Below are 17,666 nucleotides of genomic sequence, written 5' to 3' on the forward strand. Positions count from 1 at the left end.
ATACCGAAGGACGTTCGGGAATTAACGCTTGTGGAGTTGAAACAGTAGTTTCGACAGTGAAGCAAGAAAAAGAATGCTTAGTGAACTAAGCAGAAGCCACAGGGCTTGTCCTGTGGAGCGTCACATTGTTGAAAATTTGAAAGCAAATGAGATATATTAATTATATAAAAATTAGAAAAAGCTATAATGGAGGTAAAAAATGAATGAAAATGGAATAGTAATAAAAATAAATGACAATGTTTTAGAACTTGTAAAAGGTGATATTACTGCTCAAAAAACTGATTCAATTGTAAATGCAGCTAATTCAAGACTTGCTCCAGGTGGTGGGGTCGCTGGAGCTATACATAGAGCTGCTGGTTATGAACTTTGGAAGGAGTGTAAAAAATTGGACGGTTGCAGAACAGGAGAGGCTAAAATCACAAAAGGTTATAACCTACCTGCACCTTATGTGATTCATACTGTTGGCCCTGTATATTCCAGCTCAGATGATGATCCCATTCTACTTAAAGCAAGTTATGAAAATAGTTTAAAATTAGCAAAAGAGAAAGATCTTAAAAGCATTTCCTTTCCAGCTTTGAGTACAGGTGCTTTTGGATATCCTAAGAGAGAAGCAGCAGAAATTGCCTTTAATACAATAATGAATTTCCTAAGAAATAATAAAAAACCAAACATTGTAAGATTCGTGCTGTATTCAGAAAGAGATTTTAATATACACAAAGAAGTATTAGAAAATCTGCTAAGTTAGAATAAAAATTATAATATTTCTTATTATTATCCTTTTTTATGATAGTTTTTCTAATATTTCCGCTGAATAAACTATCTCCCAACTTTCACAAAAGCTTTTTCATTCACTTGCTCACGAAGTTTATTCGGTTAAGTGAATTGAGGAGTTAAATTTTATAATTTGAGTACCTTCTTTTTCATAAATTTTGTTTTTTATCATATCCAAAAACTTTTTAGCTGAATCTGTATTATCACAAATACTTGTTATTCCAAGCAGTGACCTTTGCCACAAATCCTTATAGTTAATCTCTTTTATAGATATGTTATTTTTTTTACCTAAAGAATCTATTAGGCTTTTTATTATACTCCTCTTTTCTTTTAGGCTATGACAGTAAGGTAAAAATAAATCTACTTCTACAATTGCAATTATCATTTTTGTGGAAATAGTAAGAAGTGATAAAAATAAAAATAATTAATAAATAATAATGAAAATAATGAAAATAAAATTTTTAAATTTTTTATAAAAATTTATTTTTACAGGGCTTTTTCTTCTATTGAATAGACTTCAAAAATATCTCCTTTTTCAATATCCTGAAATCCTTCTATTGCAATTCCACATTCAAATCCAGCTACAACTTTTCTAACATCTTCTTTAAATCTTTTAAGTGAAATTATCTTTCCTTTGTGTATAATCTCACCACCCCTTTTAATTCTTACAAGATAGTTCCTGCTAACTTCACCATCTAATGCAAAACAGCCAGCAATTTTACCAATCTTCGGAATCTGAAATATTTGTCTTACCTCAATAGTTCCTTTATCAACTTCTACTTTCTTTGGAGCAAGAAGCCCTTTTAGTGCTGCTTGAACATCATCTATCACTTTATAAATAATTTCATAAGTTCTCACATCAACTTTTTCCTGCTCAGCCATCTCTTTAGCCCCAGGAGAAAGTTTAACATTAAAACCTATAATTATAGCATCTGATGCTGCAGCTAATAACACATCCGTCTCTGAAATATCACCAACACCTTCATGGATAATATTTATCTTAACTTCCTTTTCGGTTATTGCAGAAAGTGCTCCACTAACCGCTTCTAATGAACCTTGAACATCTCCTTTTAATATTAATTTTAGTTCCTGAATCTTCCCTTCTTCAATTCTTTTTGCAATATCTTCTAAAGTAATATGTCTTGTTGGTGTCAATTTAGCAGATTCTAACTGAAGAATTCTTTCTTGAACAATCTGCTTGGCAACTCTCCCATTCTCTACTACAAAAAACTCATCTCCTGCTTGAGGAAGTTTAGATAAACCTAAAATTTCCACAGGTTGAGAAGGTAAAGCGGATTCTACATTTTTTCCCTTATCAGTTATTATTGCTCTTACTTTTCCCGATGATGTTCCAACAACAATAGCATCTCCAACCTTTAATATTCCACTCTCAATTATTATTGTTGCTACAGGACCTCTTCTCCCATCTAATTGAGCCTCAATTACAGTTCCACTGGCTTCACATTTAATATCAGCTTTTAGTCCCTGAATTTCTGAAATTAGTAATATCATCTCTAAGAGTTCATCTAAGTTTGTCTTCATCTTAGCTGAAACTTCAACTGTTACTAAATCTCCTCCCCACTCTTCTGGTACAAGACCTATTTCCTGTAATTGTCTTTTTAACTTATCAACATTTGCTGTTGGAAGATCAATTTTATTTATAGCGACAAGCATTGGAACTTTGGCTGCTTTTGCATGATCAATAGCTTCTATAGTCTGAGGCATAACTCCATCATCTGCAGCAATTACTATAACTGCAATATCGGTTACCTGAGTTCCTCTTGCTCTCATAGATGTAAATGCTTCATGTCCTGGTGTATCAATAAAGGTTATCTTATTTTTCTTATAATCAACCTGGTAAGCTCCAATATGTTGAGTAATTCCTCCAGCTTCCGATTCCATCACATGAGTTTCTCTAATTGCATCAAGTAGTTTTGTTTTTCCATGATCTACATGTCCCATTATAGTTACTACTGGAGGTCTTGGCCTTAAATCTCTTGAAATTCTTCTAAAAGCAAGCTTTTCTTTCTTTTTAATAGGAAGTTTTATATTTAATCTTAACTCTTCAGCTAAAATCTCTATGGTATCTATATCCAATGATTGATTTATGCTAATAGCTTTACCCTTACCTAAAAGAAACTTTATTAGACTTGAAGTAGAGCGATTAACTTCATTGGCAAAATCCTTCAAAGTTATACCAGGAGTTAATTTAATAGTTTTTATTTTAATCTTTTCTCCGGTTTTTTTAATCTCCTTGTCAGAGTCCTTTTTAGCAGGATTCTTCTTATCATAATCTGTTTTTCTAGGATTTTTATCTTTTACCATAAACTTTTACCTTAAATATATATTTATTATTTATATTTTAATTATTTATCTTTTAATGTATTTTTTCTTTCAAATTAGAAATTAAAGAAATAGTATCATCTTTTAAATTAGTTGAAACATCTGTCTTTAATGTCTTAGATAATCTCTTTTTCTTAAATGCCATTTCAACACAATTTATATCATAACACACATATGCGCCTCTTCCTGAAACTTTTCCCTTTAAATCGTATTTTATATCTCCTTCTGGGGTCTTAACAACTCTTAACATTTCACTTTTTTCTTTAACTTGACCACATCCTGTACATGTTCTTCTAATAATCTTTTTTCTCTTACCTATAGTTTTCTTTTTTATCATAAATAAAATTTTATTTTACCCTAAAAAGAATATCTTAAATTTTTAAAATATACTTAAGACTATCCAATATATTTAATATAATTAAAACTATTTTAATTCATAAAAAAAGAGTTTATTCCAATAGTTAATTTTCTTTTTTGGTATCAAGTTTTTTATGAGCTGGTAGTCCACAATAATTACTATCTGGCTTAGCCAAATTGGTACATCTTTTTCCACTTTTTAATATAGCTTTACATCGCTTTACCTTTTTTTCTTTTCCCTTTTTAATTTTCTTTTTGGTTTTTACTTTAGCTTTTTCTTCTTCCTCCTTTTTCTCCTCGAGTTCCTTCATTTTCTCTTCTGCCCATTGAGTCTCACTTTTAATATCTATTTTCCAATTAGTCATCCTAGCAGCAAGTTTTGCATTGTGACCATCTTTACCAATTGCTAAAGAAACCTGATCATCTGGAACAATAACAAAAGCTATTTTTTCCTCCTCATTTGTAAAAACATCGCTAACCTTGGAAGGACTAAGAACATTTTTAACAAATTCCCCCATATTATCACTATATTTAACAATGTCTATCCTCTCTCCACCGAGCTCATCTACCACCATTCTTACTCTCGAACCTCTTTGACCAACACAAGCACCGACAGGATCAATATTATTATCATTTGATGAAACTGCAATTTTTGACCTATTTCCTGGTTCTCTTGCAACTCTATTTATTTCTACAATTCCATCGGAGATTTCTGGAACCTCAAGTTCAAATAATCTTTTTATCAAATTAGGATGAGTTCTTGATACAATAACTTGTGGACCTTTAGTAGTTTTTTTCACATCAACAATGAAGCATTTTATCCTATCACCCAATCCATATTTTTCTCCTGGAATTTGTTCTCCCTGAGGAAACAGGGCTTCTACCTTACCTAAATCAACCAATGTAAATCTCTGGTCTGTCTGACGGATGATTCCAGTCATAACTTCTCCTACCATATTTTTAAATTCCTTATACATTATCTCTCTACCAACTTCTCTAAGTCTTTGATTTAAGACATGCTTTACTGTTTGAGCTGTAATCCTGCCAAAATCTGAGGGGGTAGCTACTATCTCCTCCTTTTTGTTCTCTTCATCCTCTCCCTCAATTAATTTAAATATCCCTATGGTTCCAATTTTTCTATCAATTTCAATTCTGACATTTCTATTTGAACCATATTTTTTCCTATAAGCTGATAATAAAGCAGCCTCAAGATTCTCCAATATAGTTTCAAAAGCAATACCTTTTTCTCTCTCTATCTGTTTTAAAGCTTCAATCAGTTCATAACTCATATATATTCACCTTTATATTTTCTAAAATACCTATAAATACTATTAAAATTTATAACTTCTAATTTTATTAAGAATTTGATTTTAAAAATATTATTTAAAAAAAATTTACTCAAATATTAAAAAAAGTGGGCTTTTGCCCACTTTCAGGCTAAAGTTTAAATATTAATCGAAAAAATTATAACATAAAAAAATAGCTATCTCAATAATAGCTAATTAAAAAATCTATTTTTAATTCTAATTAATATTCTTATTAAATTAATATAATAATCAATTAAAAAAGTGAACCACTCATAATTTTCGCAGGGGGACTTCCCAGCATTAAAATTGAATTACAAGATTACTATAAAATTTATTACTTATTCCCTACCTTAACCTTCTCTCCCAACCTTCTTTCAGTTTTACTTAAAAGTCTTTTTATATTACCATGATGTCTCCAAATTATAATAATTGCAGTAATTATGGAAAAAAACAAAAATTGAAGAACTCCAATCCTATTTGAAAAGAAACATTTTGTTAAATATCCAATTATAGGTAGTAGTCCAAAAGAAACTAAACCTGCAAGTGAAGTATATCTATAGATAAACAAGACAATTAAATAGATTAATATAAAAAACAAAAATATCTTGGGACTTATCATAAGAATAGCACCCATAGAAGTTGCCACACCTTTTCCACCCTTAAATCTTAAATATATGGGCCAACAATGTCCTATAATTGCAGCTAATGCTCCCAAAACAATTAACCAATGATTTTCTTTGATATATCTTAGATTAGATAAGATTATTGGAAGACCTGCACCTAATAATCCTTTGGAAAAATCAATAATATAGCAAATTACTCCAGCAACTACTCCTGCTGTTCTTAAAACATTAGAAGCTCCTAAATTACCACTACCATATTTTCTCGGATCTATACTATAGAAAATCTTAGGTATAATTAAACTAAAAGGAATAGATCCATATAAATAACTGATTAAAATTATTAGAATATAATAGAAATTCAATTGTTTTCCTTTCTAAATTAAATATTTTAAAATAGGATTTTTTATTAAAAGTTCTGTAAAAAATAGACGAATAAAATAATAATATAGATTCAGTATAAGAAAAATTTTTTAACATTTTGTTATTTTAAAAGTGCTGTTTATAAATTTTTTTGAATATAATTTCAAGAGTTCAGGTTCGCCAATGTTGTTATTCCAACAAAGAAGTTTTGGTTTTTTTTTAAAAAATGAATTGATTATAGATGGTAGAAAATAAATTAAAGTAAAAATAAGAAAAATAAGAAGTTGTCTTAGTGGCTTTAAATACAACCACAAATAATAGAATAATAATCCAGTTAATATAAAAAAAATAAAGCCAAGGAATAACTCCTTACACATTATAATTAATACCTTGCTTTTACTTTCTATTATTAAATGTTAGATTCAGTGATTATATAATTTAATAGTTCTTCTTTTAAAATCAGATCTTCTTTGCTTTTAATTTTATTTTTTATTTCTATTTTATTTGTTTTTAAAATTTCATTACCTACTACTCCAATAATAGGAATTCCTATTAAATCAGCATCATTGAATTTTATTCCAGCACTTATTTCCCTATCATCATATAGAACTTCAATGTTATTTTTTAATAAGTATTGGTATAGTTCTTCTGCTATTTGTTTTAATTTTTCTTTGTGAGGATTTATCAAAAGCATATGAAATTTAAATGGGGAAATCTGTATTGGCCAGGTTATTTGATTCTCATAATGTCTTTGTTCAATTGCTGCTGATAACAATCTAGTTACTCCAAAGCCATAACATCCCATAATAAATGGTTTCTGATTTCCCTCTTCGTTCAGAAAATAAGCTTGCATTGAATCACTATATTTTGTTCCAAGTTTAAATATATGTCCGACTTCTATTGCTTTACTTTTGATTAAATCCGATTTGCAATTAGAACATTTATCTTCTACTTTTATAGGTGCTAAATCTTCCTTTACTGCAAAATCACAGTTTGTGCAGTAAAATATTTCCTCTTCACCTGTTTCTGCTAATATCATAAATTCATGGTTCACTTTTCCTCCAATAATCCCACTTTCTGCTTCAACTATTCTGTAATCAAGTCCACATTTTTCTATGATGTTAGAGTATGCTTTTTTTACATTTTCATATGTTTTATCTAAATCCTCCCAGGTAGCATGAAAACTATAAGCATCTTTCATAATGAACTCTCTTCCTCTTAAAAGGCCAAAGCGTGGTCTTATTTCATCTCTGAATTTCACCTGTATTTGATATAGGTTTATTGGTAGTTGTTTATAAGAATGGACTTCTTTTCTTATTAGTTCTGTTATTAATTCTTCATGAGTAGGCCCTAAACACATCTCTCTTCCAAGTCTATCTTTAAGTCTCATTAGCTCAAGACCATATTCAGACCATCTTCCTGTTTCCTGCCATAATTCTGCAGGTTGAATTACAGGCATTAAAATTTCTTGTGCTCCTATTTTATCCATTTCATCTCTTATTATCTCTTCAATTCTTTTAACTATTCTGTAACCAAATGGCAATATATTATACACTCCGCGAGAAACTTGACGAATTAATCCCGCTCTTATAGATAAAATATGACTTGGAACTTTAGCATCTGATGGTACTTTTCGAGTTGTTGGTAGAAAATATTTTGATAATCTCAATTTTTACCTTTCTATTTATATCTTTTTAAATAAAAATATTTTTAAAAAATTATTTAAGTTATGAATTGATTTCAATATTTATAATCACTATCTATAATTATTTGAAATTAAATTATAAATATTAGATTACCAACTATCAATATTTTAAAATTTTTCTATTTCAGTAATTAACTCAGTAAGAAGGTTTTTTTCATATATCTTCTTTATCACTACTCCCTTTTTAAATAGTACTCCTTCACCCTTTCCTGCTGCTATACCTATATCAGCTTGTGTTGCCTCTCCAGGTCCATTTACAACACACCCCATTATAGCAACCTTTAAATACTTTTTAATATCTTTTGTTCTTTTTTCAAATTCTTTTACTAATTTTATTAAATCAATATCACAGCGAGCACAAGTCGGACATGATATTATATCAATTCCTTCTTTTAAAAGTCCTAATGATTTCAGTATATTTCTTCCAACAATTACTTCTTCAACTGGACTTGCGGTAAGAGAAATTCTTATTGTATCTCCAATATCATCTAAAAGTAAGCTTCCTACTGCTATAGATGATTTTATAGTTCCAAGCTCAAGTGGACCTGCTTCTGTTATTCCTATATGCAGAGGATAATCTGTTAATTTTGAGAGTTTTCGATAAGTTAAAACTGTTTCTGTTACATTTGAAGCTTTTGCTGAAATTTTTATCTTATAAAAACCAGATTTTTCCAGGATATCTACTGTTTCTAATGCACTTGCTACTAATGAATCCACAATATTACCTTTAAATTTATCTAATGTTTCTTTCTTTATTGAACCAACATTAACTCCCACCCTTATAGGGATATTTGCTTTTTTAGATGCATCAGCTATTTTGATTATTCTTTCTTTCCCTCCTATATTTCCAGGATTTATCCTGATGCAATCCGCTCCAGCTAAAATAGCTCCTATTGCAAGTTTATAATTAAAATGAATATCTGCAACTATAGGAATTGGTGAAATGGTTTTGATTTTCTTAAAGGCTTTTAGTGACTCGTTGTCAGGAATTGAAATTCTTATAATGTCACACCCTGCTTCTGCTACTTCTTTTATCTGATTGATTGTAGCTTCAAAGTCTGTAGTTTTTGTTTTTGTCATCGTTTGAACTGAGATTAGTGCACCTTTCCCTATTGGTATATCGCCAACATTTATTCTTCTTGTATAAATAGCCATTTTTAATCAAAATTCCTTTTTAAAAGATGAATAATATGAATTGGATTATTTTAGGTTGAAAATATCTATTGGATTAAATATATCAAGATAAAAGGCAAATATAATTATTGCTATCATAATTATCATACCAATATTAGTAACCGCTATCATAACCTTCGGATTGACTTTTTTACCTCTTATTTTTTCAATAATCATAAATAATATATGACCCCCATCAAGTGGAAGTATGGGAAGAAGATTTCCAATAGCTATTATAACTGATATATATCCAAGTAGATTTAAAAAACTCTGAATTCCGTAGGTTATATCTGTTTGAGCCATTATTCTAATTGCTCCAATTGGGCTGAGTGGTCGAGCATATTTAATTGGGATTTTTCCCGTTATTAGCATTAGAATAGCTGCAAAGAAAAAATAAGAAATCTTAATTGCTGATTCTATAGCCATCATTAAAGCCTTAAAAAAAGGAACTCTTCTTTTCTCTACAGCTGGTGCTATTCCTAAAAATCCTATACCTTCTCTTTCAGTTAAAGTTGGATATAATTTAATAACTTTTTCATCTCTTTCAACTTGAAATTCAACTTTATCTTCGGGATGTTTATGTATTATTTCAGTTATATCATCCCAGGTTGATATTTCCTTTCCATCTATTTTTATAATTTTATCTCCTACTAAAAATCCAGCTCTTTGAGCAGGTGTATCAGCCATAACCTCTTCTATTTGAGTAGTTCCAAAGTATATTCCCATGCTTATTGTTATTAACAAAAGCAAAATAGCTGTTATATAGTTTAAAAGTGGACCAGCAATAACTGTTAAAAATCTCTGTTTTAAGGGTTTAAATTGAAATGCAACCTCCCTTTTTTCTATGGGTATATCTTCGAGTGGATCCTGACCAAGAAATTTTACATAACCTCCAACAGGAATGCCACATATTGCATATACGGTATCTTTTATTTTTGTTTTGAGTAATTTCGGACCAAAGCCAATAGCTGCTTCTATTACCTCAATATTACTGAGTTTTCCAACAATGAAATGACCAAACTCATGAACCATTATTATTAAAGAGAATGCTATTATTGCTTTTATATAGCTTAAAAATGCTGAATTCATCTTATAAATTATCCTATTTTATATAAATTTTTAATATTTTATAGTTCAGATTATTTTTTATTTTTTATATATTTTATCAATAATTCTATTTGTTGTATCTTTTGCCCAATTTATTGCTTGAAAATATGCTTCTAAATGAGGATCTGTACAACCCTCAAATTTATTCATTACTTTTTCAATAATCTTTGTAATATCTGTAAATTTTATTTTTCCCTCTAAAAAAGCTTCAACTGCTATTTCATCTGCAATTGCCATAACAGTTGGATATTTCTTTTTTAACTCTAAAGCAAAATAAGTAAGCTTTAATGCAGGAAATGCTTTTATATCTGGTTCAAAAAAAGTAAGCTTTCCCAGTTGAGCTAAATTGAGCTCTTCTACTTGGGATTTAAACATCTTAGGATATGTTATCGCATACTGTATTGGAATTTTCATATCTGTTGGTCCAAGTTGGGCAATTATTGAGCTATCTTTAAATTGAACCATGGAATGAACTATTGCCTCAGGATGAATTATAACTTTTATTTTGTGTGGTTCTATACTAAATAAGTAGTAAGCCTCAATTACCTCAAATCCTTTGTTCATTAAAGTTGCTGAATCAACTGATATTTTCTTACCCATCTTCCACCTTGGATGAGAAATTGCTTGCTCTACCGTAACATCTCCAAGTTCATCAGGTTTATTTCTAAAAAATGGACCTCCTGATGCAGTAAGAATTATTTTATCTATATCTTCTTTTTTCCTTCCAAGAAAACATTGAAATATCGCACTATGTTCACTATCTACAGGAATTATTTTCACACCTTTAATCTTTTTTATACCCATAACAAGATCACCAGCTAACACTAAACTTTCCTTATTTGCAAGTGCTATATCTATTCCCATCTCTAAAGATAATATTGTTGGTACAAGTCCACCGAATCCAACAATTGCATTTAAAACTAAATCAATAGGAACTTCTAAAAACAGTTTCTTAACTCCTTCTTCTTCAGAAAATATTTTAATTTTATTTATCTTTTCATGGTTATAAGAAACTTTATTTCTTCGCTTTTCCTTATTTAACTTTTCAGTTATTTTCTTAGGTAGTTCTTTTAAATTATTCCTCAGTTTTTCCGCACTTTTTTTATCAGTTACCCATACTGCTTCAGGATTAAATTTCAATATTTGATTTTCTAATTCTTGAATGTTTCTGTTTGCAGATAGTGCAACTACTTCTATCTCATCTTTTAGATTTTCTACAACTTCTACAGCTTGTTTTCCCACTGAACCTGTAGAACCCAGTATTGCCACTCTTTTTTTTGCTTTTAATTTTTCCTTCTTAGTGCTTCTTATTTCTAATGAAACCATAATATTCAGATCTTTTATAGTTAATATTATTGTAAATATTTATCAATGAATTATTTTACATTAAAATAGGTTATATCTAAAAAATAATAGGGCTTATAGGTGGTATTGTCAATAATAGAGATTGTGGATGGTTTTGTTAAGAATAAGAAATTAAGTGATGAAGAATTTAAAAAACCAGTAAGACATAATGATGGTAAAAAGTAAGCTGTCACATCTATCTAAGACTCCACCGTGACCAGGAAATATAGAACCTGAATCCTTAATAAAAAACTTCCTTTTAATATACGATTCTGATAAATCTCCAAGTTGTGCAAAAATGGATATGAATAAACCATATATTAAAAGTAGATTTAAAGGTAAATTGAATATATCATATCCCCAAGTACCGTTTAAAATAAAGTTTAATAGTCCTCCTATTAACAAAATAGCAACAAAGACTCCAATAAAACCTCCAACCAACCCTTCGACTGTTTTTAATGGGCTTATTTGTGGAGCTAATTTCACTTTTCCAAACTTTGACCCAATTAAATATGCAAATGTATCATAAGCCCATGTTCCTAAAAATATTAAAAGCAATAAAAATTTACCACTTTCCATTTTATGTATTAACACACCCAAATTAATGAGCGGAAAGTAATAAAGTCCTGCTAAAGTTATAAATGAATCTATAGCATTTCTATCCTCAAATTTTATTAAAAATGAAGTGACCAAAATAATAATAACTGAAAGTGGGAGTATAAATGAGAAGAAATCAATTCCAAAAATATAAATTCCTATAGAGAGTATTACTGAAAGAATGAGACCTATAGTTATATAAGGTCTATTACCTACATTTTCAGTTATGTGATAGAATTCGTAATTTCCTAAGATTGTGAGTATGAAGGTAAATAAAAAAAATGGTAATGAATTCTTTAAGGGGTCATAAAATAATGAAAATAAGACGATTAAAACATATATAAGACCAGTTATAGTTCTTTCTTTGTATTTTGATCTTCTTTTATTCATGTTAAACTAAACCAAATCTTCTTTCTCTCACTTGATATTCAAGAATTGCTCTGAGAAAGTGATACTTATTAAAATCTGGCCATAAAACCGGAGTAAATACAAATTCTGTATAAGCCATCTGCCACAATAAAAAATTACTTATTCTTATTTCACCACTGGTTCTAATTAAAAGATCTGGATCTGGAATATCCTTCGTATATAGATAATTTCTAAAAATGCTTTCTTCTATATCACGGATTTCCATTTTTCCTTCTAATACATCCTTAGCTAAATTTTTAGCTGCTTGGGCTATCTCTTCCCTTCCACCATAACTAAATGCTATACAAACATTCATCTTTTCATTACTTTTTGTGGTTTTTTGAACATTTTTTATCGTCTCTATTATATCCTCTGCTACTCTTTCAAAATTCCCAATTATAGATATTTTTATACCCTTTTCATTAAGCTGATTTAATTCATCATGAAGACTTTTTCTAATTATTTTTAAAATACCATCAACCTCTTGTTTAGATCTATCCCAATTTTCTTGTGAAAACGCAAAGAGTGTTATATATTTTATGTTCAGGTCATATGCTATTTCTAAAACTCTTTTTATTGATTTTGTTCCCTCTATGTGACCTTTGCTTCTAGGTAACCCCCACTTTTTTGCCCATCTACCATTACCGTCCATTACTATTGCTACATGATTTGGAATATTATTTTTATCTAAACTATTAATAAGAAGTTTAGTTTGAAGATTGGGGAAATTTGAAAGTAAAGAGGACAATTTTAGGATGAATTTAGATTTATATGTCATTATATTTCCCAAATAAGCTTCTGTTTATTGAAAATATTTTCTAATATTAAACAATTTAGATTTCCATTATATCTTTTTCTTTTTTATCAAGCAGTTTCTCAATTTTCTCATTATAATATTCAATCAATTCTTGAAGTTTATCGAGAGCTTTATAATACTGATCTTCTGTTATTTCTCCATCTTCCTCATGTTTTTTAAGAGCTTCTTTAGTTTTTTTTCGAACATTTCTAATAGCCATTTTCCCCTCTTCAGAAGATTCTTTAACTAATTTTACTAAATCCTTTCTCCTCTCCTCTGTTAGCTCAGGCACTCCTAATTTTATAATTTTTCCATCGTTGAAAGGAGTCAGTCCTAATTTAGATTGATATATAGCTTTTTCAACATCTTCTAAAATTGTAGGATCATATGGTGAAATTATAATAAGTCTTGGGTCTGGAGCGGATAAACTAGCCAATTGATTTAGTGGTGTTTCAACTCCATAATAATCAATAGTTACTTTATCAAGTAATGAAACTGAAGCCCTTCCTGTTCTTACTGTAGAAAATTCCTGTTTAATGGTTTTAATTGCACCTTTCATTCTATGTTCAGCATCTATAAGTACATCATCGATCATTTAAATAACCTCCAAAGATAGATGTTTTTTGTGTGAAATTACATACCTGTATTTAAAATTTGAAAAAATTATATAAATTTAATATAGAATAAGGTAATTACCATAAATATTTTTAGTATCTGAATATTAAATAAAAAACTCTTTCAACAATTCAAATATTTTTGAATTGTTATATTTAATAAAATAATAATAATTATTTATTATCCTTAGAGGTTTGATTTTTTTCTTTAATATCTACTAAAGTACCTATCCTCTCACCTCGTATAATTCGTAACATATTTCCCTTTGGATTTAGATTGAAAATAGCTATAGGCATATCGTAATCCATACAATATGAAAGTGCTGTTGTATCTATGATTCCTACTCCCTTATTTATTGCTTCAAGATAAGTTATTTCATCAAACATCTTAGCATCTTTATAAATCATTGGATCTCTATCATAAACACCATCCACTTTAGTAGCTTTCATAATTAAATCTGCATCTATCTCTTTTGCTTTTATTACAGCAGCTGTGTCCGTTGTAAAATATGGGCTTCCAGTTCCAGCACAAAATATTACAACTCTTCCCTTTTCTAAATGTCTTAAAGCTCTTCTTCTAATATAGGGTTCAGCAATTTCCTTCATTTCTATTGCGCTTAAAACTCTTGTTTCAGCCCCTAATCTTTCCAATGAATCCTGAAGAGCAATACCATTCATTACTGTAGCTAACATGCCAATATTATCTGCTGTTACCCTTTCCATACCTCTTTTTGCTGCTGATCCACCTCTGAAGATATTCCCTCCTCCAACTGTTACTGCTACTTCAACCCCTTCCTTAGTGATTTTTATAATATGAGATGCTATTTCATCTACTACTTTAGGATCAATATTTAAACCTTCGCTTGAAAATGCTTCTCCTCCAAGTTTTATTAGAACTCTTTTATACCTTATTGATTTTTTTGTAATTTTAGTTTTTTCTTCATTCATAAAATACTTTCGGTTTTTTATTTAATATTAAAAATTTTTTAAATTTAAGCTCTATTTGAATATGGATTTGTGGCATGGTTTCGAAGACATTTTAGTCGAGAAACTTTGCCCAAATCTTCTAATATTTTTAAATTATAATTTTTTTTAAATAATGATTATTTTTTTAATCTTCACCAAATGCAAATCTTACAAACCTATTTATTTCGATATTTTCACCCATTCTTGCTATTGCTTCATTTATTAGTTCTTTAACAGTAATTTCCTCATTTTTAATAAAATTCTGTTCCAAAATACAATTATTATTAAAGAATTCTTCCATCTTCTGCTCAGCTATTTTTTCAGCAATATCTTTTGGTTTTCCAGCCTCAATTGCTTCTAAAAAAAAGCTTTTCTTCTTTTCATTAATAATTTCCTCAGAAATTTTATTTCTATCAATATATAAAGGGTTTGCTGCTGCTACATGCATTGCAATATCATGAACAAGTTTTAAAAAGTTTTCATTTTTTGAAACAAAATCTGTCTCACAATTTACCTCAACCATTGCCCCTAATTTACTATTATAATGGATGTAACTATCTATCACACCTTCCCGTGTAACTCTTGAAGATTTCTTCTCAGCAATTTTCATACCCTTTTTCTTTAATATTTTTTTTGCTTTTTCCATATCACCATCAGACTCTGATAGAGCTTTTTTACACTCCATTACTCCTAAACCAGTTATTTCTCTAAGTTGCTTTATTTCATTCACTGATACTTTGCCCATTCTCATTCCTCTTTATCATCTTCAACTGGTTTTTCTTTAATTTTCTTTTTAGGCTTCTTCCCAGACTTTTTCTTAGATTTTTCTGCAGATTTTTTAATCGACTTTCCTTTAAGCTCTTCTTTAAGTTCTTTTTTAGATTCGACAGTTTTTACTTTCTCCTCAATTTCTTCTTCCTTTTCCTCCATCTTCTCTTTTACTAAAACTTCTTCTTTAGTCTTTTTAGTAAGCTTTTCCTTATGTTTTTCTTTTAGCTTATCTTCAGCTTTTTTCTCAGGTTTCTTCTTAAGTTCAATAACTTCTACCTCTTCCTCAATCTCTTCTTCCTCATAAAGCTCAACTGGAGGAGCAATCTCCACTTTTCCAGCTATTATAGCATCTGCAATTACACTTGTTAATAAATCTCCGGCTCTTATAGCATCATCATTTCCAGGAATTATATAATCTATTAAATCTGGGTCACAATTGGTATCAATAACTGCAATAATAGGAATTTCCATTTTACTGGCTTCTTTTAATGCATTAATCTCTTTTTCTGGATCTATAATAAATAAAACATCAGGGATTCTTTCCAAGTCCCTTATTCCATCAAATAACTTCTTTAATCTAACTAATTTATGATTTATTCTTGATGCTTCTTTTTTATTAAATTTCTTAAATGATTCACTTTCAACTAATTGTTCAAGCTCCTTTAATTTCTCAATCCTGCTCTTAATAGATGTAAAATTGGTTATTGTTCCACCTATCCATCTATGATTTACATATGGTGTGTCACATCTTTTCGCATGATTAGATGTTACTTCTTGAATCTGTTTTTTTGTGCCAACAAAAAGAATAATCTTGCCCTGACTTGTTATTTCCTTCGCGTATTTATAAGCTGCTTCTAATAACTCCATAGTCTGTTGAAGATCAATGATGTGAATCCCACTTCTCTCCATAAATATGTACTTCTTCATTTTAGGATTCCACCTTCTTGATTGGTGACCAAAGTGAACTCCAGCCTCAAGTAATTGTTTCATAGTTACTACACTCAATTTCTTTTACCTCCTATCTTGGGTTTTTCCTCCGCCTTATCCCCGAACATATAAATGACCCAAAGGGGATTTTTTATAGGCGTGTGTTTTTTAATCATATATTATAACAAAAAAAATGTTTTATCACTTGATTATATTCTATATTAGTCTTTGAATTTTCAAACGCATAGTTTAACATAAAGTAATAACAAGAGCAAATATACTTTAGGCTCTTGGGTGAGTTTTTTTATATACTTCTTTTAATTTACCTTTTGTTATATGAGTATAAATCTGTGTTGTAGAAATAGTTAAATGTCCCAACAGCTCCTGAACAACTCTTAAATCCGCTCCTGCTTCCAACATATGAGTTGCAAAACTATGTCTTAAGGAATGGGGGCTTATCTTTTTTATTATTCCTAACTTCTTAATGTATCTCTCAACTATCTTTCTAACTCCCCTTGATGTTAACTTTCGTCCATTTTTGTTTAAAAATAAAGCATTTGAGATACCATGAGTTTTTTTATCATTTCTTAGTAGCTCTAAGCGTGATTCCTTTAAATAATTTTCAATAACTTCTTTTGCATTTTGATTTAATAAAGCAATTCTTTCCCTTCTTCCCTTACCCATAACCTTAATTTTTCCCTGTTCTAAATCCACACTTTCTATTGTCAAACCCACTAATTCAGAAACTCTTATACCTGTTGAATAGAAAGTTTCAAATATTGCTTTATCCCTTTTTCCCAGAATATCCAAAAGTATTGGTGACTTGAGTAAATCTAACATCTCATCTTGCTTAAGATAGCTTGGCAATCTTCTTTCTTTCTTAATAGTTGGTATAAATTGCGAAGGATCTTTTTTAATTATATCCATCATCTCTAAAAAGGAAAAAAATCCTCTAACAGAACTTATTTTTCTTGAAATTGTTGAAGATGAATATCTTAAAGTACGTAGATATGATAAATATCTCCTTAAGAATTTCATGTCTATTTCATAAACAGTTTTTTTCTTAGCTCTTTTCGCATAGTCTAAAAATCTATTCAAGTCTTTCTTATATTCAACTATTGTTCTTGGACTAAGATTTCTCTCTCCCTCTAAATATGTGATGTATTTTTTTAGTTCGTTTTCCATTTTATAATTAGATAGTATCAATAATAAAATTTTAAAAAAATATTAACTATAAATATAGTTCTCTGGCTATTTGAAGATTTAAATAATTACTTTGAGTTGCCATTATCCTTAAAAATTAATTAAAAATAAAAGAGTTCATATATATAATAATATCTTTATTTTTTTTTAACAACATTATTAAAAATGCATCATAGAATAAATAGGGAGGCTTTTCATTTAAAGCCTCCCTATTTTTACCTCTTTCTGAAAAATTTGCTATTATTATTTTTATCCGCTTAAATGACTTTATTCTTACTTTATTTTATTATTTTA

General features: G+C 29.2%; 17 protein-coding genes. 1 reads left to right on the forward strand and 16 read right to left on the reverse strand.

The annotated features are described in order from the left end of the window. The first annotated feature begins 199 nt into the window (after window positions 1-199). Window positions 200-745 carry an O-acetyl-ADP-ribose deacetylase gene (locus KKC53_00670; GenBank protein ID MBU2597687.1) on the forward strand — a complete coding sequence of 182 codons (546 nt, stop codon included), beginning with the start codon at window positions 200-202 and terminating at the stop codon, window positions 743-745. 120 nt (window positions 746-865) lie between these two features. Here KKC53_00670 and KKC53_00675 read toward each other — a convergent pair whose 3' ends face one another. The 16 genes from KKC53_00675 to KKC53_00750 form a co-directional block, all read right to left on the reverse strand. Next, the gene (locus KKC53_00675) at window positions 866-1,156 is read right to left on the reverse strand and encodes a DUF503 domain-containing protein (GenBank protein MBU2597688.1); all 291 of its coding nucleotides are present in this window, start codon (window positions 1,154-1,156) and stop codon (window positions 866-868) included. Between the two features lie 101 nt (window positions 1,157-1,257). Beyond that, window positions 1,258-3,096, reverse strand: a complete 1,839-nt coding sequence (gene infB, locus KKC53_00680; GenBank protein MBU2597689.1) for a translation initiation factor IF-2 — start codon at window positions 3,094-3,096, stop codon at window positions 1,258-1,260. 52 nt (window positions 3,097-3,148) lie between these two features. Then, complete coding sequence (locus KKC53_00685; protein MBU2597690.1) at window positions 3,149-3,451, reverse strand: YlxR family protein; 303 nt, start codon at window positions 3,449-3,451, stop codon at window positions 3,149-3,151. Between the two features lie 124 nt (window positions 3,452-3,575). Then, window positions 3,576-4,760, reverse strand: a complete 1,185-nt coding sequence (gene nusA, locus KKC53_00690; GenBank protein ID MBU2597691.1) for a transcription termination factor NusA — start codon at window positions 4,758-4,760, stop codon at window positions 3,576-3,578. A 352-nt stretch (window positions 4,761-5,112) separates the two neighbouring features. Continuing rightward, window positions 5,113-5,748, reverse strand: coding sequence for a glycerol-3-phosphate 1-O-acyltransferase PlsY (plsY, locus tag KKC53_00695; GenBank protein MBU2597692.1), 636 nt, complete (start codon window positions 5,746-5,748; stop codon window positions 5,113-5,115). Window positions 5,749-6,170: 422 nt separating this feature from the next. Next, entirely contained in the window at window positions 6,171-7,430 is a 1,260-nt protein-coding gene (proS, locus tag KKC53_00700) for a proline--tRNA ligase (GenBank protein MBU2597693.1), read from the reverse strand. A gap of 144 nt (window positions 7,431-7,574) precedes the next feature. Then, window positions 7,575-8,621 (reverse strand): flavodoxin-dependent (E)-4-hydroxy-3-methylbut-2-enyl-diphosphate synthase, encoded by a 1,047-nt coding sequence (gene ispG, locus KKC53_00705; GenBank protein ID MBU2597694.1) that lies wholly within the window; start codon window positions 8,619-8,621, stop codon window positions 7,575-7,577. A gap of 45 nt (window positions 8,622-8,666) precedes the next feature. Then, window positions 8,667-9,728: a M50 family metallopeptidase gene (locus KKC53_00710; protein MBU2597695.1), complete on the reverse strand. Its 1,062-nt coding sequence runs from the start codon at window positions 9,726-9,728 to the stop codon at window positions 8,667-8,669. Window positions 9,729-9,785: 57 nt separating this feature from the next. Beyond that, window positions 9,786-11,072: a 1-deoxy-D-xylulose-5-phosphate reductoisomerase gene (gene dxr / locus KKC53_00715; GenBank protein MBU2597696.1), complete on the reverse strand. Its 1,287-nt coding sequence runs from the start codon at window positions 11,070-11,072 to the stop codon at window positions 9,786-9,788. Between the two features lie 150 nt (window positions 11,073-11,222). After that, the gene (locus KKC53_00720; protein ID MBU2597697.1) at window positions 11,223-12,077 is read right to left on the reverse strand and encodes a phosphatidate cytidylyltransferase; all 855 of its coding nucleotides are present in this window, start codon (window positions 12,075-12,077) and stop codon (window positions 11,223-11,225) included. A 1-nt stretch (window position 12,078) separates the two neighbouring features. Continuing rightward, a complete protein-coding gene (locus KKC53_00725; protein MBU2597698.1) occupies window positions 12,079-12,873 on the reverse strand; it encodes an isoprenyl transferase in 795 nt (264 codons plus the stop codon). Between the two features lie 55 nt (window positions 12,874-12,928). Beyond that, window positions 12,929-13,486 carry a ribosome recycling factor gene (gene frr / locus KKC53_00730; protein MBU2597699.1) on the reverse strand — a complete coding sequence of 186 codons (558 nt, stop codon included), beginning with the start codon at window positions 13,484-13,486 and terminating at the stop codon, window positions 12,929-12,931. 193 nt (window positions 13,487-13,679) lie between these two features. Beyond that, complete coding sequence (pyrH, locus tag KKC53_00735; protein MBU2597700.1) at window positions 13,680-14,453, reverse strand: UMP kinase; 774 nt, start codon at window positions 14,451-14,453, stop codon at window positions 13,680-13,682. A gap of 163 nt (window positions 14,454-14,616) precedes the next feature. After that, the gene (gene tsf, locus KKC53_00740) at window positions 14,617-15,216 is read right to left on the reverse strand and encodes a translation elongation factor Ts (protein MBU2597701.1); all 600 of its coding nucleotides are present in this window, start codon (window positions 15,214-15,216) and stop codon (window positions 14,617-14,619) included. 2 nt (window positions 15,217-15,218) lie between these two features. Further along, on the reverse strand, window positions 15,219-16,247 hold the full coding sequence (rpsB, locus tag KKC53_00745; GenBank protein MBU2597702.1) for a 30S ribosomal protein S2: 1,029 nt from the start codon (window positions 16,245-16,247) through the stop codon (window positions 15,219-15,221). 204 nt (window positions 16,248-16,451) lie between these two features. Then, the gene (locus tag KKC53_00750) at window positions 16,452-17,354 is read right to left on the reverse strand and encodes a tyrosine recombinase XerC (GenBank protein ID MBU2597703.1); all 903 of its coding nucleotides are present in this window, start codon (window positions 17,352-17,354) and stop codon (window positions 16,452-16,454) included. Between the last annotated feature and the right edge of the window lie 312 nt (window positions 17,355-17,666).

Source organism: Actinomycetota bacterium (genome assembly GCA_018830725.1).
Lineage (GTDB): Bacteria > Actinomycetota > Humimicrobiia > JAHJRV01 > JAHJRV01 > JAHJRV01.

Excerpts from the sequence above, each read along its gene's own strand:
- KKC53_00670 (MBU2597687.1), top strand. The coding sequence starts at position 200 with ATGAATGAAAATGGAATAGTAATAAAAATAAATGACAATGTTTTAGAA.
- KKC53_00675 (MBU2597688.1), bottom strand. The coding sequence starts at position 1,156 with ATGATAATTGCAATTGTAGAAGTAGATTTATTTTTACCTTACTGTCAT.
- infB (MBU2597689.1), bottom strand. The coding sequence starts at position 3,096 with ATGGTAAAAGATAAAAATCCTAGAAAAACAGATTATGATAAGAAGAAT.
- KKC53_00685 (MBU2597690.1), bottom strand. The coding sequence starts at position 3,451 with ATGATAAAAAAGAAAACTATAGGTAAGAGAAAAAAGATTATTAGAAGA.
- nusA (MBU2597691.1), bottom strand. The coding sequence starts at position 4,760 with ATGAGTTATGAACTGATTGAAGCTTTAAAACAGATAGAGAGAGAAAAA.
- ispG (MBU2597694.1), bottom strand. The coding sequence starts at position 8,621 with ATGGCTATTTATACAAGAAGAATAAATGTTGGCGATATACCAATAGGG.
- KKC53_00710 (MBU2597695.1), bottom strand. The coding sequence starts at position 9,728 with ATGAATTCAGCATTTTTAAGCTATATAAAAGCAATAATAGCATTCTCT.
- dxr (MBU2597696.1), bottom strand. The coding sequence starts at position 11,072 with ATGGTTTCATTAGAAATAAGAAGCACTAAGAAGGAAAAATTAAAAGCA.
- KKC53_00720 (MBU2597697.1), bottom strand. The coding sequence starts at position 12,077 with ATGAATAAAAGAAGATCAAAATACAAAGAAAGAACTATAACTGGTCTT.
- KKC53_00725 (MBU2597698.1), bottom strand. The coding sequence starts at position 12,873 with ATGACATATAAATCTAAATTCATCCTAAAATTGTCCTCTTTACTTTCA.
- frr (MBU2597699.1), bottom strand. The coding sequence starts at position 13,486 with ATGATCGATGATGTACTTATAGATGCTGAACATAGAATGAAAGGTGCA.
- pyrH (MBU2597700.1), bottom strand. The coding sequence starts at position 14,453 with ATGAATGAAGAAAAAACTAAAATTACAAAAAAATCAATAAGGTATAAA.
- tsf (MBU2597701.1), bottom strand. The coding sequence starts at position 15,216 with ATGGGCAAAGTATCAGTGAATGAAATAAAGCAACTTAGAGAAATAACT.
- KKC53_00750 (MBU2597703.1), bottom strand. The coding sequence starts at position 17,354 with ATGGAAAACGAACTAAAAAAATACATCACATATTTAGAGGGAGAGAGA.